Genomic DNA, 15,315 nt, shown 5'->3' on the forward strand with positions numbered 1-15,315 from the left:
AATTGAGAATAAATTTTATTTAAAATATTCAAAATAGTATATTTGAACTTATAACATCTATGAAAGAAATTGAAATACACGGGAAGAGATTTATTCCCTACATAGCATTCGAAGAAATAGAACATGCTATAATCGATATGGCCAACAAAATTTACGATGAATACAAAGACGAAGTTCCTGTATTTGTTGGTGTATTGAATGGTGTAGTAATGTTTATGAGTGACTTTCTAAAACACTATCCTGGAGAATGCGAAATTTCTTTTCTAAAACTAAGTTCGTACGAAGGCACAGAGACAACCGGTAAAGTAAAAATCCAGATGGATATTCCTATTTCGGTAGAAGGCAGGCATGTAATTATTTTAGAAGATATCGTCGACACCGGAAATACTTTGGTAGAATTGCATAAAATTCTCACAGAAAAAAAGGTTAAATCTCTGAAAATTGCTACCTTACTATTTAAACCAGATGCTTACAAAAAAGATCTAGTTGTCGACTTAGTAGGTCTATCTATACCGGATAAATTTGTTGTTGGTTATGGATTGGATTTTGATGGCTTTGGTCGAAACCTTCCAGATATTTATCAAATAAAATCATAAAAAAAATAAAACTCAAAATGCTAAACATTGTATTGTTCGGACCTCCAGGAAGCGGGAAGGGAACACAAGCGAAATTTTTAGAACAAAAATATCAAACCCCACAGATCTCTACCGGAGATTTATTCCGTTATAACCTAAAAAATGAAACTGATTTAGGGAAAAAAGTTCGTGCATACATGGACAAAGGTAGTTTGGTGCCGGATGAAATTACAACCCAGATGCTCAGCGATGAGTTGGATAAAGGAAAAAGCCCGAATGGGTATATTTTCGATGGTTATCCCCGAACAACCTCACAAGCAGTAGCATTGGACAAAATCCTCGCTGAAAAATTCAATGAAGAAGTAACGGTTACCGTAGCTTTGGTTGTAGATGATGAAGTCTTAGTACAACGTCTTCTAGAAAGAGGTAAAACAAGTGGTCGTTCAGACGATGTGAATGAAGAAGTAATTCGTCATCGTATCACAGAATATTATACCAAAACAGCTAAGGTTGCTAAGCATTATAAAGCACAAGGAAAGTGGGTAGAAATCAATGGGGTAGGTGATATCGATGAAATCACCGAAAAGTTAATTGCCGTCATTAATGAAGCAATGATTAAAGAAGATTAATCTCACTACTTAGATTATAAAAATACGCCGAGCATATTTGCTCGGCGTATTTTTTATGCTTTTATGTGATGTTTTGCCACGAATTAGTGGGTTGTTGTTGGTGTATACGTTACTTTCACGGCTTCAACTTCGTCACTATTTGATTTCGAGATGTCTATATTTCTAGGGAAGTTTTCTATTTGATAATCGCTATAGGTAAAATTTGTAATTGCTCCCTTCTCATCTTCGAACGATTTTAGCTGATTTTTATTTTTGGCTAAGGTGTGTAATTTAAAGAAAGTAAAGACCCAAGATGGAGTGCGTACATTTCTGAAGTACGAAGCCTGATCGGTATAATAATCAAACGATAATTTCACAGTGCCATCAGAGATCCATTGCGATAAATTCCCGTTAGAATAAGTGAAACTATTGCCTTCGAGATCACCACGTAAACTTCCGTCACTATTAATTTTCAGATAATTGGTTTCGATAACTGCGTTGTGAACTTTTTCTTCAATTTTTATGGTTCCTTCGCTTTCATAGTAAACAATGTATTCTTTCTTAGAATTGTTCAGATCTTCATAGATTACATTGGCCAATTTTTGGTTGATGTAAGTAAAAGAATATTGGTAGAATTCGTCGCCAACATTATAGGTATATTTCGTGATGTTTTTATCGTTATTGTACATAAAAATCTCAGAACCTTTGCCCGCATAGGTAAATTTTTGAGGCATAAGATTAGTTTGCGGCGATGAGTTTTCTCCAGCATTATCATCACTATTACAAGCATTCAGTCCGAAAAAAGAAAGTGCAATATCGTTAAAATAGCGTAATTTTTCATGGGTTTTCTCTGTTTATTTTGATTGTTATTGATCAAGCTTTCTATACTAACGCAAATAAGTATGGGTTAGTATAGAAAGGGAGACCGAAATTTATTTCAGTTTCGATCGGATAGCTTTGGGTACTGCATCTTTATGAACCAAAATATTCAACGTTTTGTATTCTACATAGGCTTTAGTTACGTACATATATCCTTTATAATCGTTACTTGTTCCCCAAGAATTGCGGATGATGTAATACTCTTTCCCGTTTTGGTCTTTGGCCAAGCCAACAATATGCATTCCGTGATCGTCTGTGGTTTCGTAATTATCGAATGCTTCTTGGCGCATATCTTCGGTGATAGTGCGTTCTGGTTTTGGCCCATTGAACATTTCTTTGCGTTCGGTTTCCGTCATGTCTGCAAAGTTTTTTTCCGGCACATAGGCAATCCCATTTTTCCAACTAAAAGATTTTTCCGATACGTCTTGAGCCCAAGCTACCGTGAAACCATTTTTCAGGGCATTATCGATAATCGTAACGATTTCTTTCAGTGGAACATTCCAATATTCACCCAAAGCCCAATTGTCTGGTATTGGTAGGATAAATTGTTGATAATACGGATAGGCTTTGAACGATGAAATTGCTAAATAATCTTGTGGTTGAATTCCGACGCGTTCCTGAGCAAAGGTTTTGGGTGTGTACCGTTTGCCTTCGTACTCGAAGTTGGCAGGATATTTCCCGAGATAAGCGTCTAAAATTCCGGCATAGGCAGCGGTCCAAGCTGGTGTTAATTTCCCGTTCGGGTTTTTAATAATTCCGTTCAGAAAGCCTTCCATTGCTGCACTCATTTCTGCAAATTGATTATGGTTGGTTCCATAGTTCAAGCCCAAATATACTTCTTGTGGTACGGCACCGTATTGTTCATAAACCCGCATTACATCATGGAAAACTCCACCTTCGCCAAGCGACATTCCTCCATGCAAACGAACATATTGTTTTGCACGATCCATGTAGGCGTTTCTTGCCGTAAATATTTGAGATAATTGGATAGGTTTTTTCCCCATTCTAATCATTTCCGATTCGATGAAAGAATTCCCAGAATACGACCAGCAAGTTCCCGAAGATGCTTGGTTCTGGATAGGCATTTTTGCTAAATTGATGATTTCGGTGAATTGGAATGAGGCTTTACTGTTCTCACTTGCATGATTTTTTAGAGAGTTGACTAAGTCGTCTTGTGCTTGTAGTTGTGTAGAAAAACTCACTGTAGAAGTAAGAACTATGAGCGATAGAATAATTTTTTTCATATTGTTTATTCTTTATTAATTTTTGGCAAATTAGAGCTTTTTTAGGGCATTATGGTAAAAGTTTTTGAAAAAAAATAAAAGTTAAAATTTACTGATAATCCCAAAATGGATTTTAGAGTCTTTAAAGTCAAAAGGTAAATTTCCGGTTTTGCCAACTGCATAATTTATATTAAAAACCCCTAATTTGGTCAGAAAAGCAATTCCTGTTCCCAAACTCATAAGATTGGTTTGTACGTTTATTCGTTTATTTTGTATACTTGCGTAATCGCTAAACAGTGTGATATAAAAAGCTTCATTTGGCAAGAAACGATATTCGGCAGAAACCGTCGCATAAAGATTTGCGGTAATGCTTTCTTCATTAAAACCTCGGAGAGAACCAAAACCACCGATTCGGTAAAGTTCATTTTCTGCAAAATGATTCGCTTTGTCGAACAATCCGTAAAAGTTAAACCGACCTTTCAGGTAGTGTTTTTTACCAAGACGAAATAGGCGATAGGTTTCGAGTCCAATTTCGTACTGATTGCTCGTTTGGTTTTCGGCTTGATCATCGTGTACGAGGTTTTTTTCTTTCTTTCGGATAGAGTTAACCACGGTATACAGGCGTTGTTTACCTTCTAGAATTGCTTGATCCGTTCCTTGAAAATAATCATAGCTTAGACCTAGATTTAGTTTCTGATAATCATCGTAATTTGTTGCAATCGTCGGGTATTCTTCGAGAACAAAGTTAGAGGATTGTATGCCCAAATTAACACCAATATTCGATTGTGGAGTTAATTGATAAAAAAATCTTTCTTGCAAATTTGTGTTAACAAATACGCTATCTTGTTTGAAAAGTTTGAAGTTGGTTTCGCTTCCTATTTTGCTGCCAAAAAGATAAGGGAATTTCAGTCGAATATCAAGAGTTGTATTTTTGGCTGCTGTTCCTATCCAATTCAGCCGAATTTGTTCCATCGCATTGAAGTTGTTATTCAGTTCGAGGCTAAGGTTTCCATTCATCCTAAATTTACCATCTTCGTCTGTACCAAAACCAATAATCCCATCGAAAATATTTGCTTTTATTTTTTCAGTGTACAAGTAAATATAGGTAGAGTCTTCTTGGTACATTACGTTGGGTGAGCGGGTTTCCCGGATCCATTGGTTTTGACGAATTTCATTTTGGATCGTGATTAATTTATCTTCTCGGAAAGTCTCTCCTACTCGAATTTGCAGTTGATGTTTGATAAATCCTCGCGACATTTTCTCGTAGCCAACCAACTTCACCCCATCAATGGTACGTTTTTTTGCTTGCTTTCTGTGTAATTCTACCTGCAACTCATTGTTCTCAAATCCTTTACTTTCTACCACTATACTCGAAAAAATTCGTCCTTCGTCTACTTCTTTTTGATTGAAGTATGCAATGATCGAATCGAGATTTTTGGTAGGGAAATAATCGTTTTTGTTCTGGAATAACTCATTATTCTTTACCCAAATATTTTGATAAAGTTTACCACGTTTCAGATAAACCTTCTGATCGATTACAGAGTCTAATTGCAAGGTGTAATAACCAATTTTTACAAGAGAATCGAGGGTGGATTGCCATTTTCCCGATTCGATCTTTTTCTCGAAAATAGGTTTTTCTGCTGATGATTGAAAATCATAAAACAGAAAGGTTTGTTGTGTTTGTGCGCAGAGAAAATTGAACGCAAAGAGGCAAAAAATAAACCAAAGAAGAGATAACAATCGAATCATGATGTTTAGAAAACGTGTTAAGTTTATTTAAAGTATGTAGTTGAACGATATTTATTAGTTTTGTTCTCGAGGAAAGAAAGTATATTTAATCGAATTTATAAAAAAAACTATGTTAAAATTATTTAAGGTTGTGGGATTTGTCGAAGCCATTTCGGCGATAGCATTATTTTTTGTTGCAATGCCAATAAAATATATTTTTGATAATCCGACTTGGGTTACGCATACTGGTCGTATTCACGGAGGTTTGTTTATTGCCTATGTGGTGATTTTATATTTTCTGAAAGAAAAGTATAATTGGAGCTGGAAGATTTTCGGAATTTTTTTTGTTTCGGCAATCATCCCAGGCGGTACGATTTGGGCAGATAAAAGATTAATAGAAGGAAAACGATACAAGAATCAACTTCAAGAAGAAACGATAGAAAATTAGAGAATTTTAGACGAGTTATAAAAAAATAGACCGAAATCGTTCGGTCTTTTTTTGTTGTTTTTTCGGCTTGGTATTTCATCCTACCGAAACATTTTACAATAAGCTAATAATATAATAGATGATTGCAGCAACAATCGCCGAAATAGGAATTGTAAGAACCCAAGCCCAAAGAAGGCTGATTGTTACACCCCAACGAACCGCTGATACGCGTTTTATCATTCCAACTCCGATAATAGAACCAGTGATGGTATGGGTTGTAGAAACCGGAATCCCGAAGTGTTCTGAGATGTAAAGGGTGATAGCTCCCGCTGTTTCAGAGGCAACACCTTCTAAAGGAGTTACTTTGGTAATTTTGGATCCCATGGTTTTGATGATCTTCCATCCACCTGCCATTGTTCCACAAGCGATTACAATAAATGATGTAATCGGTACCCATCCCCAATGTTCTACGAAATATTGGAATTTATCTTCAGCTTGTACATAAGCAGGATCGAAATCTACATTCATGTGATAGAAAATTACGGCTGCACCGATAATGCCCATTACTTTTTAAGCGTCATTCATTCCATGCCCAAGGGAGAAAAGGGCAGAAGAAACCAATTGGAGTTTCTTGAACCACCATTCTGCTCGAGCAGGTTTTGCTTTTTGACAGATATTCATAATCAAGATGGTGAGAATACTTGCAATCACCATTCCGATGAAAGGTGCTAAGAAAATGAATAAAAATATCGGTATTACTTTGGCATAGACCACAACGCCGGCCAAAGAACCAGTTGTCATGTATGCGTGGGTGAGGGCAGAGCCAATAAATCCACCAATCAAGGTATGTGATGAAGAAGACGGGATCCCGAATTTCCAGGTTAAAAGATTCCATGAAATTGCGGCAATAATTCCGGCTAAGATAACTTCTAAGGTTATAAAATTTTCGCTGACATATTTGGCAATGGTATTCCCTATTTTGAATTCTCCTATATAATAAAGCGAGATAAAATACGCAGCGAAAATCCAAACGGCAGCCCATAAAACGGTTTGAAAGGAGAGAGAACTTTGGTTGCGACAATGGTTGCAATTGAGTTTGCCGCATCGTGGAAACTGTTTATATAGTCGAAAACAAACGAAAGGATGATCACCGCCAAAAGGATAAATCCTGCTCTCGAAGTCATCATATCTGTGATGTGATGCATCACCGTACTGAAAATTTCCATACAGTTTGTGACTTAAGTTAAGCTTAAGAATATTTTACGGCAATAGCTTGTAAAACGTTGGCAACACTTTTGCATTTGTCTGTCGCCGATTCTAGAGAAGAAAGCATTTCTTTGTACTTGATGATATTCTTAGGATCGGTTTCGTTCTCGAAAATTTCTTCTACCGCTTTATCAAAAATACGATCAGATTTGTTTTCTAATTTATTGATCCTTTCGCAAATCTCATAGATTCTTGGGATATTGCTCAGCTCTTTCAGATCAGAAATCGCTTCTCCTATCAGTTGACAAGCTTCTAAGTTTACTTGTGTCAACTTACAAATAGATTTAGTGATTTTTTCTACCTGATAAATTTTTATGCGGTTTGCAGCGCCATTCAAATTATCGGCAACGTAATCTATCGAACGGATAAGATTGTAAATATCTTCACGATCAAAAGGGGTAATGAAATTTCTACTCAGTTCGATATTCGTTTTCTGAGTAAGCACTTCTATTTTGGTTTCCAATTTAGTAATCGTTACTAAATAATCTTCTCGCTCTTCTGGGACTACATTTACTAATTCGTGCAATTGTTCAGCCAACTCGATTAGACTTGCAGATGCATCGTCGAAAATCGGAAAAAAGGTTTTGTCTTTTGGTGTAAAGAATTTGAAAAATGAATTAATCGACATTCAAATAGTGATTTTTGAAGGCATAAAAATCACTATTTGAATGTTAAATTAATGTAAATTAAACTATAGAATTAATCATTTATTTGCTGGTCGATTCCTTTGTATAATCTCACTAATTTTTCTACACGGTCTGCTGAATATTCTATTTCGGTAAGAATGGTAAAATACAAAGTAGAACTTTTCTGACTGATATTATCACACTGGATTCGTGCTATTTGGTTACTAATTGCTATATTCAATGCTTCGTCAAAATCTTTTCGTAGAGGCTCTATGCCACCTAGATTGTTCAAATCATCTTCTAAGAAACGTTTAGAGATGTAATACATCATCTTTTTATATGCCGTGTTGATTGTCTTTAGATCTCCTATTTGCTCAGGTTTCAATTGTCGATGATTGTTATAGATATAGGTATGGATAGAAGTGTTGATGAAATTGATACTGATGATGATATTCTGTATATACCCAAAAGACTGAACGAAAATCTTACTCGAATTGATATTCGATTGATCCATATTGCGAAGAATTCGGTAGAAATTAATCTTTAGATCTTCTATAGATGTAATTAACTTTTTGATTTTCTTTTTGTTTTCATTCAGAAAGCCAAGGTTCTCTTGGTCAATTCCTTTTACTGATAAGGCGAAATTATCCGCTATTTTTGATAATGCTTTACCGATTTGTTTTTTGTTTTTAGCCAAAATCTTTTGTACAGAATCGATATCTTCTCCTGTGAAACTTACCAAGACTTCTTCTTTTACTTTGCTTTTATCCTCATAGCTTTTATGCGAACGGAAAAGAATAATTCCCAGCACAATAATCATCCCAATAACACCTACAGTTCCGCCATAATACATGGTGAGAGAGATAATGGCTGCTATCATGAAAGCAGAAATACCGGTCAAAAACCAACCTCCAATCACATTGAAAACTCCTGCAACACGGAAAACAGCACTATCACGATCCCAAGCACGGTCTGCAAAAGAAGTACCCATTGCCACCATAAAGGTCACGTAGGTTGTAGAAAGTGGTAGTTTTAGTGAAGTACCAATCGAAATCAGGATTGATGCCACCAATAGGTTTACCGAAGCACGAATCATATCAAAAGCTTCTTCGTCGGTAGTTTCTATTTGTAATGTTTTTTGTTTCTGAGGTTTTTCGAATCGTTTCTCGACACGTAATTGAAAAGATTTTGGTAAGATTTTATCCACTACATTTCCTAACAAAATCACAGCACGAACAATGGCACGCGATAAAAAATTTGGGTTGAATTTTTCGGTTCCTTCATCTTGTTTACTCAAACTCAATTCGGTCTGAATAACATTTTTTGCTTTCTTAGAAGTCCATAAAGTAATGATCATTATGACTCCGGCAATTATTAAATAATAAACTGGCGCTACAATATCGCTATTTGCCAAGTCACCCATCATAAAAGTATGTGGATCAGTTACGCCCGACGCTTGGAAAATATCGTACGATTGTAAAGCAGCAATCGGCACACCAATAAAGTTTACCAAATCGTTTCCGGCGAAAGCCAAAGCCAAAGCAAAGGTTCCGATCAAAATAATGATACGCAGAATGTTGATTTTTAAGATAATAAGAATTTGGGAAACAATGGTCCAAAAAACGAAGTTGATTCCGATCAATAATAACTGATTATGGGCAATCCAGTCTTTCGCATTGTCACTAATAAAAGTTAAATTTTTAGCACCTTTTATCAAGATGAAAAAAGATATAGCAGTGATAGCAACTCCTCCCAAAATCCCTCCATAACGTTTGATTCTCGCTTCTGAATTGAACGTGAAAATAAAACGCGTAACGTATTGTACAAAAGAGCCTACAATAAACGAAAGGAATACCGAAAGAACAATGCTGACAACTATCTCCGAAGCTTTCTCGGTATTGATATAATCGAGTACTGTATATAGAGCTTGATCGCTATTGAGAACTTTGATAAAAGCCAAACAAGTTGCAGCACCTAGGAGCTCGAAGATAATCGAAACGGTTGTCGAGGTAGGGAAGCCGATATAGTTGAACAAATCGAGCAAAATGACATCGGCAATCATTACTGTGAGCATAATAATCATCAAATCATAAAAGGAGAACATAGAGGGAACGAAAATACCACTCCGAGCAATTTCCATCATACCACTCGAGAAGATTGCTCCGAAGAGAAGACCACAAGAAGCAATAATCATGATTGTTCTAAAACTTGCAGCTTTTGATCCGATAGCAGAATTTAAGAAGTTTACGGCGTCATTACTTACTCCGACCATAATATCGAGTATAGCCAAGAGAACTACCGTAATCAGAATAATAATAAAAATTTGTTCCATAAATTAGGTGTTATCTACTGTGTTTAATTTTGTAAGTATTATAAAATGTAACGGTAACAAATTTCTGGTGTTTATTCTTATTGAATGTTAAAAGAAGGTTATCAAATATAAAATATGGTTGAGATGCACGGTAATAATATCATAATCAATGTAAAATAACTAAGAAATATTTTTTTTAGAAATATTTTTTTGTAATTTTGCATGCCCAAAAATGGGATTTTAATAATAAAAAGGAATATTTAATTAGTATGCCAACAATTCAACAATTAGTTAGAAAAGGTAGAAAAACTCTAACCAAGAAGAGTAAATCGGCTGCTTTGGAGTCATGTCCACAACGTCGCGGAGTATGTACGCGTGTTTATACGACTACCCCAAAGAAACCAAACTCGGCTATGCGTAAAGTAGCTCGTGTAAGGTTAACCAATGGGAAAGAAGTAAATGCGTACATCGGTGGTGAAGGTCACAACTTACAAGAGCACTCGATAGTATTGGTGAGAGGAGGAAGAGTAAAAGACTTACCAGGTGTTCGTTACCACATTGTACGTGGAGCATTGGATACTGCTGGAGTAAACGGACGTACACAGCGTAGAAGTAAGTATGGAGCGAAACGTCCAAAAGAAGCTAAAAAATAAATTTAAGGAACAATGAGAAAGACAAGAGCTAAAAAAAGACCTTTACTTCCGGATCCTAAATTTAATGATCAGTTAGTAACTCGTTTCGTGAACAATCTAATGTATGATGGTAAGAAATCTGTAGCTTTTAAGATTTTCTATGATGCACTAGATATTGTAGAGCAACGCAAAGAAGATGAAGAGAAATCAGCATTAGAAATTTGGAAAGACGCGCTGTCTAATGTAATGCCACACGTAGAAGTTCGTTCTCGTCGTGTAGGTGGAGCAACATTCCAAATCCCGATGGAAATACGTCCAGACCGTAAGATTTCGACTGCTATGAAGTGGTTAATTTCTTACTCTCGTAAGCGTAATGAAAAATCAATGGCCCAAAAATTAGCGGGTGAAATTATTGCAGCAGCAAAAGAAGAAGGTTCAGCTTTTAAAAAGCGTCAAGATACGCATAAAATGGCTGAAGCTAACAAAGCATTTTCACACTTTAGATTCTAATCAGTCATGGCAAGAAACTTATTATATACCAGAAATATTGGGATTGCTGCACATATCGATGCAGGAAAAACAACCACTACAGAGCGTATACTTTTCTATACGGGGAAAAACCATAAGTTGGGAGAAACGCATGAAGGGTCTGCTACCATGGACTGGATGGAGCAGGAAGCAGAGCGTGGAATTACCATTACTTCTGCAGCAACAACCTGTAAATGGAAGTTCCCGACAGAACAAGGTAAACCACTTCCTGGTGCACAAGAATATCATTTCAATATCATCGATACTCCAGGTCACGTTGATTTTACCGTTGAGGTAAACCGTTCACTTCGTGTGTTAGACGGATTAGTGTTCTTGTTCTCTGCAGTAGACGGAGTAGAGCCGCAATCGGAAACCAACTGGCGTTTAGCCGATAATTACAAAGTTCCACGTATGGGGTTTGTAAATAAGATGGACCGTCAGGGAGCAAACTTTTTAGGTGTTTGTCAGCAAGTAAAAGATATGTTAGGGTCGAATGCTGTGCCAATCGTTTTACCAATTGGTGATGAGGCAGACTTTAAAGGTATCGTTGACCTGATAAAAAACCGTGCGATGGTATGGCATGATGAAAATCATGGTATGACGTTCGATATCGTAGACATTCCAGCTGAAATGGCTGATGATGTAAAACAGTACCGTGCACAATTAATCGAGGAAGTAGCTGCTTACGATGAAGACTTGTTAGAGAAATTTATGGAAGACGAATCTTCTATTACAGAGGACGAAATCCATAACGCTCTACGTGCTGCAACATTGGATATGTCTATTATCCCAATGACTTGTGGTTCATCGTTCAAAAACAAAGGAGTACAATTCATGTTAGACGCAGTTTGTCGCTACTTACCATCACCATTAGATAAAGAAGCTATTCCAGGGGTTGATCCTAGAACAGAAGAACCGATTACACGCAAACCTTCTGTGGATGAGCCTTTCTCGGCATTAGCGTTTAAGATTGCTACTGATCCATTCGTAGGTCGTTTAGCATTCTTCCGTGCTTACTCAGGACATTTGGACGCAGGTTCGTACGTGTTGAACACACGCTCTGGTAACAAAGAGCGTATTTCTCGTATCTTCCAAATGCACGCACAAAAACAAGAACCAATCGAATTTATTGAGGCAGGAGATATTGGTGCGGCAGTAGGATTTAAAGATATCAAAACAGGAGACACATTGTGTGATGAAAAGAATCCTATCGTACTAGAATCGATGAAATTCCCAGACCCTGTAATCGGTATCGCTGTAGAACCTAAAACAAAAGCAGATGTCGATAAGTTAGGGATGGCTTTAGCTAAACTAGCAGAGGAAGATCCAACTTTCCAAGTGAAAACAGACGAAGCTTCAGGGCAAACTGTTATTTCGGGGATGGGTGAATTACACTTAGATATCATTGTCGATCGTTTAAAACGAGAGTTCAAGGTAGAAGTTAACCAAGGAGAACCTCAAGTAGAATACAAAGAAGCGTTTACAAAACCAGCAACTCACCGTGAAGTTTACAAAAAACAATCAGGTGGACGTGGTAAATTTGCGGATATTGTATTTACAATGGAACCTGCAGACGAAGGTAAAGTTGGATTAGAATTCATATCAGAGATTAAAGGTGGTAACGTTCCGAAAGAATTTATCCCTTCAATCGAAAAAGGATTCAAAATGGCTATGAAGAATGGACCATTGGCTGGTTTCGAGATGGATTCATTAAAAGTTACCCTTACAGATGGTTCTTACCACGCAGTTGACTCGGATCAATTATCGTTTGAATTAGCAGCTCAAATGGGATACAAAGCTGCTGCAAAAGCTGCAGGTGCAACAATTCTAGAACCAATCATGAAGCTGGAAGTATTAACGCCAGAAGAAAACATGGGAGACATCGTAGGTGACTTGAACAGACGACGTGGACAAGTATCGGGTATGGATGACCGTAACAACGCGAAAGTGATCAAAGCATTGGTGCCACTTTCTGAGATGTTTGGTTATGTAACTGCATTACGTACATTATCTTCTGGACGTGCAACCTCTACAATGGAGTTTGATCATTACGCAGCGGCTCCAACAAATATTGCTGAAGCAGTAATCGAGAAAGCTAAAGGTAACGCTTAATAATTTAAGAAATGAGTCAAAAAATAAGAATAAAATTAAAATCATACGATTATAACTTAGTTGATAAATCAGCTGATAAAATCGTAAAAACTGTGAAAGCTACCGGTGCTGTAGTGAATGGACCAATTCCATTACCGACACACAAACGTATCTTTACAGTTCTACGTTCGCCTCACGTAAATAAAAAAGCACGTGAACAATTTCAACTATCTGCACACAAACGTGTATTGGATATCTATTCATCGTCTGCTAAAACAGTAGATGCTTTGATGAAACTAGAGCTACCAAGTGGTGTAGAAGTAGAAATTAAAGTGTAGTAGATTCTACAATATAAATCTAAAACCTCGTTGCTAACAACGAGGTTTTTTTATATATCAGGAATACAAAAATGGTAAATCATTCTAAAAAAAAATGCCACAAGTGAGTTTTGTAAAAGAAAATGCTTCTTTTTATAGTAAGATGGAATTCAAGGTTTAGGAAATTCCTTTGTCGCGATAATTAAATATTTATGTTCTATTTTATTAGTTATAACATTTTTCTAAAAAATAATCGATAGAAAGCTAGTATAGTAGTTGAAAGTTGAAGGAAAATTACCTTTAGCCTATTCGATAAATAAACATTCATATTAATTTCGATTCACAGGTAACTCATTCTGATTAATAAGAAGTCGGGAAAAGAAAAAATATCATAAAAAACAATAAAATATTCTAGATAAGTTTGTGGTTTACAAATAAATTCATAAATTTGCACACTATTTTTAGGGAGAAGAGTGCTTATTGGTGTCAATATGCAAACCTTTGACCTAGGAATATTTATGTAAAATTTAATAACATTATTTAACAAAATGTCAGGTATCATTGGAAAAAAAGTTGCGATGACAAGTCTGTTTGATGAGAACGGGAAGAATATTCCATGTACAATCATTCAAGCAGGGCCTTGCGTTGTAACACAGGTCAGAACCGAGGAGAAGGACGGGTATAAATCTGTTCAGCTTGGTTTCGATGACGCAAAAGAGAAAAACACCTCTGCCGCTTTGAAAGGTCATTTCAAGAAAGCTGGAACGACGCCAAAACGTAAATTGGTAGAATTTTATGGCGACAAGTGGGTAGACACATTAAACCTAGGGGATGAAGTAAAAGTTGACTTGATCCAAGAAGGTGAGTATGTAAGTGTGACTGGTACGTCAAAAGGTAAAGGATTTCAAGGGGTTGTTAAACGTCACGGGTTTGGTGGTGTTGGTCAGGCAACTCATGGTCAGCACAATCGTTTGAGAGCGCCAGGATCTATTGGAGCTGGTTCGGATCCATCTCGCGTATTTAAAGGTATGCGTATGGCAGGAAGAATGGGTGGAAAGCAAGTTACAGTACAAAATTTGGAAGTATTAAAAGTGGATACGGAACAAAACCTTTTAATTGTTAAGGGTGCTGTACCAGGTCCTAAAAATTCATACGTAATTGTAAGAAGATGGAAGTAGCAGTATTAAATATAGAAGGAAAAGAAACCGGAAGAAAAGTTTCGTTAGACGAAGCGGTTTTCGGAGTTGAGCCATCTACGCACACAGTGTGGTTAGAAGTTAAACAATATTTAGCTGCTCAACGTCAAGGAACACATAAAGCGAAAGAACGTAATGAGGTTGCGGGATCTACCCGTAAAATCAAAAAACAAAAAGGAACAGGTACTGCACGTGCAGGGTCGATCAAGTCTCCTGTCTTTCGTGGGGGAGGTAGAATCTTTGGGCCAAGACCAAGAAACTACTCTTTCAAATTGAATAAGGCACAAAAACGTTTGGCTAAAAAATCAGTGTTGTCACAAAAATTAGCTGATAATGAAATCAAAGTAATTGAAGACTTCAGTTTCGAAGCTCCAAGAACAAAAGAATTCATCAACGTATTGAAAGGTTTAGGGTTAGAAGGTAAAAGAAGTTTATTTGTTTTAGGAGAACCAAATAAAAATGTTTACCTATCATCTCGAAACCTACAGAAAACGAAAGTTGTTAACAATTCAGAGCTGAATATTTACGATATGATTAATGCATCACAAATCGTATTCTTTGAAGGTTCATTGGCAACTATTCAAGATAACTTAAGAAAATAAAACGAAAATGGGAATATTAATTAAACCAGTCATTTCAGAAAAAGCGACTAATACAACTGAGTTGTTAGGGCAATATTCGTTTTATGTAGATACACATGCGAATAAATTACAAATCAAAGCTGCTGTAGAAGCAGCTTATGGTGTAGACGTAGTAAAAGTAAATACCATGGTATCTGCTCCCAAAGTGAAAACACGTTATACCAAAACAGGTTTTCAGGTTGGTAAAACAAATAAATTAAAGAAAGCGACCGTTCAGTTAGCTGAAGGTCAAGAAATAGAGTTGTTCGGATAATTTAAGATTTAAAA

15 protein-coding genes and 1 pseudogene are annotated in these 15,315 nt (G+C 36.5%); 10 read left to right on the forward strand and 6 right to left on the reverse strand.

The features are described from left to right. The first annotated feature begins 59 nt into the window (after positions 1–59). Both hpt and WEEVI_RS07010 read left to right on the forward strand, forming a co-directional pair. On the forward strand, positions 60–596 hold the full coding sequence (hpt, locus tag WEEVI_RS07005; RefSeq protein ID WP_013598451.1) for a hypoxanthine phosphoribosyltransferase: 537 nt from the start codon (positions 60–62) through the stop codon (positions 594–596). A 17-nt stretch (positions 597–613) separates the two neighbouring features. Further along, positions 614–1,204: an adenylate kinase gene (locus WEEVI_RS07010; RefSeq protein ID WP_013598452.1), complete on the forward strand. Its 591-nt coding sequence runs from the start codon at positions 614–616 to the stop codon at positions 1,202–1,204. 83 nt (positions 1,205–1,287) lie between these two features. Here WEEVI_RS07010 and WEEVI_RS07015 read toward each other — a convergent pair whose 3' ends face one another. From WEEVI_RS07015 to WEEVI_RS07025, 3 genes are all read right to left on the reverse strand, one after another. Further along, positions 1,288–1,917, reverse strand: coding sequence for a hypothetical protein (locus WEEVI_RS07015; protein WP_013598453.1), 630 nt, complete (start codon positions 1,915–1,917; stop codon positions 1,288–1,290). 198 nt (positions 1,918–2,115) lie between these two features. After that, on the reverse strand, positions 2,116–3,306 hold the full coding sequence (locus WEEVI_RS07020) for a C1 family peptidase (RefSeq protein ID WP_013598454.1): 1,191 nt from the start codon (positions 3,304–3,306) through the stop codon (positions 2,116–2,118). A gap of 81 nt (positions 3,307–3,387) precedes the next feature. Further along, the gene (locus tag WEEVI_RS07025; RefSeq protein ID WP_013598455.1) at positions 3,388–5,034 is read right to left on the reverse strand and encodes a BamA/TamA family outer membrane protein; all 1,647 of its coding nucleotides are present in this window, start codon (positions 5,032–5,034) and stop codon (positions 3,388–3,390) included. 109 nt (positions 5,035–5,143) lie between these two features. Between WEEVI_RS07025 and WEEVI_RS07030 the strand changes: the two genes are divergently transcribed. Beyond that, entirely contained in the window at positions 5,144–5,461 is a 318-nt protein-coding gene (locus WEEVI_RS07030; protein WP_013598456.1) for a DUF3817 domain-containing protein, read from the forward strand. A 93-nt stretch (positions 5,462–5,554) separates the two neighbouring features. Here the strand turns inward: WEEVI_RS07030 and WEEVI_RS07035 are convergent. The 3 genes and pseudogenes from WEEVI_RS07035 to WEEVI_RS07045 all read right to left on the reverse strand — a co-directional run bounded on the left by WEEVI_RS07035 (position 5,555) and on the right by WEEVI_RS07045 (position 9,664). Continuing rightward, positions 5,555–6,645, reverse strand: a pseudogene (locus WEEVI_RS07035) (inorganic phosphate transporter). Positions 6,646–6,689: 44 nt separating this feature from the next. Beyond that, entirely contained in the window at positions 6,690–7,334 is a 645-nt protein-coding gene (locus tag WEEVI_RS07040) for a DUF47 domain-containing protein (protein WP_013598457.1), read from the reverse strand. Between the two features lie 71 nt (positions 7,335–7,405). Continuing rightward, positions 7,406–9,664, reverse strand: a complete 2,259-nt coding sequence (locus tag WEEVI_RS07045) for an inorganic phosphate transporter (protein WP_013598458.1) — start codon at positions 9,662–9,664, stop codon at positions 7,406–7,408. Between the two features lie 248 nt (positions 9,665–9,912). On the opposite strand from WEEVI_RS07045, the gene rpsL reads away from it, so the two are divergent. The 7 genes from rpsL (at position 9,913) to rplW (ending at position 15,301) form a co-directional block, all read left to right on the forward strand. After that, positions 9,913–10,296: a 30S ribosomal protein S12 gene (gene rpsL / locus WEEVI_RS07050; protein ID WP_013598459.1), complete on the forward strand. Its 384-nt coding sequence runs from the start codon at positions 9,913–9,915 to the stop codon at positions 10,294–10,296. Positions 10,297–10,308: 12 nt separating this feature from the next. Then, positions 10,309–10,785: a 30S ribosomal protein S7 gene (gene rpsG / locus WEEVI_RS07055; RefSeq protein WP_013598460.1), complete on the forward strand. Its 477-nt coding sequence runs from the start codon at positions 10,309–10,311 to the stop codon at positions 10,783–10,785. Positions 10,786–10,791: 6 nt separating this feature from the next. Next, a complete protein-coding gene (fusA, locus tag WEEVI_RS07060) occupies positions 10,792–12,915 on the forward strand; it encodes an elongation factor G (RefSeq protein ID WP_013598461.1) in 2,124 nt (707 codons plus the stop codon). An 11-nt stretch (positions 12,916–12,926) separates the two neighbouring features. Beyond that, positions 12,927–13,232, forward strand: coding sequence for a 30S ribosomal protein S10 (rpsJ, locus tag WEEVI_RS07065; RefSeq protein ID WP_013598462.1), 306 nt, complete (start codon positions 12,927–12,929; stop codon positions 13,230–13,232). 527 nt (positions 13,233–13,759) lie between these two features. Beyond that, positions 13,760–14,389, forward strand: coding sequence for a 50S ribosomal protein L3 (rplC, locus tag WEEVI_RS07070; RefSeq protein ID WP_013598463.1), 630 nt, complete (start codon positions 13,760–13,762; stop codon positions 14,387–14,389). After that, positions 14,380–15,009, forward strand: a complete 630-nt coding sequence (rplD, locus tag WEEVI_RS07075) for a 50S ribosomal protein L4 (RefSeq protein ID WP_013598464.1) — start codon at positions 14,380–14,382, stop codon at positions 15,007–15,009. Before rplC ends, rplD begins: the two co-directional genes overlap by 10 nt. Positions 15,010–15,016: 7 nt before the next feature. Beyond that, positions 15,017–15,301 carry a 50S ribosomal protein L23 gene (gene rplW, locus WEEVI_RS07080; protein WP_013598465.1) on the forward strand — a complete coding sequence of 95 codons (285 nt, stop codon included), beginning with the start codon at positions 15,017–15,019 and terminating at the stop codon, positions 15,299–15,301. Positions 15,302–15,315 lie beyond the last annotated feature (14 nt).

It is taken from the genome of Weeksella virosa DSM 16922 (assembly GCF_000189415.1).
GTDB lineage: Bacteria > Bacteroidota > Bacteroidia > Flavobacteriales > Weeksellaceae > Weeksella > Weeksella virosa.

What these genes read in the sequence shown, in the direction of transcription:
- WEEVI_RS07040 (WP_013598457.1), bottom strand. Translation starts at nt 7,334, where the DNA reads ATGTCGATTAATTCATTTTTCAAATTCTTTACACCAAAAGACAAAACC.
- rpsG (WP_013598460.1), top strand. Translation starts at nt 10,309, where the DNA reads ATGAGAAAGACAAGAGCTAAAAAAAGACCTTTACTTCCGGATCCTAAA.
- WEEVI_RS07015 (WP_013598453.1), bottom strand. Translation starts at nt 1,917, where the DNA reads ATGCCTCAAAAATTTACCTATGCGGGCAAAGGTTCTGAGATTTTTATG.
- WEEVI_RS07020 (WP_013598454.1), bottom strand. Translation starts at nt 3,306, where the DNA reads ATGAAAAAAATTATTCTATCGCTCATAGTTCTTACTTCTACAGTGAGT.
- rplW (WP_013598465.1), top strand. Translation starts at nt 15,017, where the DNA reads ATGGGAATATTAATTAAACCAGTCATTTCAGAAAAAGCGACTAATACA.
- WEEVI_RS07010 (WP_013598452.1), top strand. Translation starts at nt 614, where the DNA reads ATGCTAAACATTGTATTGTTCGGACCTCCAGGAAGCGGGAAGGGAACA.
- fusA (WP_013598461.1), top strand. Translation starts at nt 10,792, where the DNA reads ATGGCAAGAAACTTATTATATACCAGAAATATTGGGATTGCTGCACAT.
- WEEVI_RS07025 (WP_013598455.1), bottom strand. Translation starts at nt 5,034, where the DNA reads ATGATTCGATTGTTATCTCTTCTTTGGTTTATTTTTTGCCTCTTTGCG.
- rplC (WP_013598463.1), top strand. Translation starts at nt 13,760, where the DNA reads ATGTCAGGTATCATTGGAAAAAAAGTTGCGATGACAAGTCTGTTTGAT.
- rplD (WP_013598464.1), top strand. Translation starts at nt 14,380, where the DNA reads ATGGAAGTAGCAGTATTAAATATAGAAGGAAAAGAAACCGGAAGAAAA.
- rpsJ (WP_013598462.1), top strand. Translation starts at nt 12,927, where the DNA reads ATGAGTCAAAAAATAAGAATAAAATTAAAATCATACGATTATAACTTA.
- WEEVI_RS07045 (WP_013598458.1), bottom strand. Translation starts at nt 9,664, where the DNA reads ATGGAACAAATTTTTATTATTATTCTGATTACGGTAGTTCTCTTGGCT.
- WEEVI_RS07030 (WP_013598456.1), top strand. Translation starts at nt 5,144, where the DNA reads ATGTTAAAATTATTTAAGGTTGTGGGATTTGTCGAAGCCATTTCGGCG.
- hpt (WP_013598451.1), top strand. Translation starts at nt 60, where the DNA reads ATGAAAGAAATTGAAATACACGGGAAGAGATTTATTCCCTACATAGCA.
- rpsL (WP_013598459.1), top strand. Translation starts at nt 9,913, where the DNA reads ATGCCAACAATTCAACAATTAGTTAGAAAAGGTAGAAAAACTCTAACC.